Origin of the sequence: Sulfoacidibacillus ferrooxidans, assembly GCF_022606465.1 — a bacterium.
GTDB classification, from domain to species: Bacteria; Bacillota; Bacilli; order Alicyclobacillales; family SLC66; genus Sulfoacidibacillus; species Sulfoacidibacillus ferrooxidans.
The window spans coordinates 1-422 of record NZ_JALBUF010000097.1; the positions used below are offsets into that span (position 1 = coordinate 1).

General features: G+C 48.6%; 1 protein-coding gene. It reads right to left on the minus strand.

Translation table 11 applies throughout. The annotated features are described in order from the left end of the window. Nucleotides 1–85: 85 nt before the first annotated feature. On the minus strand, nucleotides 86–422 hold a 337-nt coding region (locus MM817_RS16540), incomplete at its 5' end, for a hypothetical protein (RefSeq protein ID WP_241717161.1).

Consider the following 422-nt stretch of genomic DNA (forward strand, 5'->3'; position numbering starts at 1 on the left):
TCTTTACATAATTGGGCCTATTGAAAACGATAAATTGATCCATCGTATGAAAGCCTAAGTTTACTAAACGCTTTTAATTTGCGCTTTATTTTACTATTTTAGTAGCAATTTGGATCATGGACGCCCGGCCTTGACGGTTGACCCATTGAGCCCGGCCCGGCGGTAGCGGGCGAAGGTAGATTTTCGGCCAAATAGCACCCTCCTGCTTTTCACCAGAGAGTAGCAATCCATTTGCACCCGACTCTCTGACTCCTTGGAGAACCGCGTCGTAGCTCGCCCTGGAAAAGCCGGCTGAGCGACGGGCGATGATCAAGTGTAAGCCAATGTCAGCTGCATGTGAAAAATAAGGCACAAGCGGGCGAAGTGGATTCGATGACCCCTCGAGCAATTCAAAGTCATCCACGATGATGTAAATCTCTGGC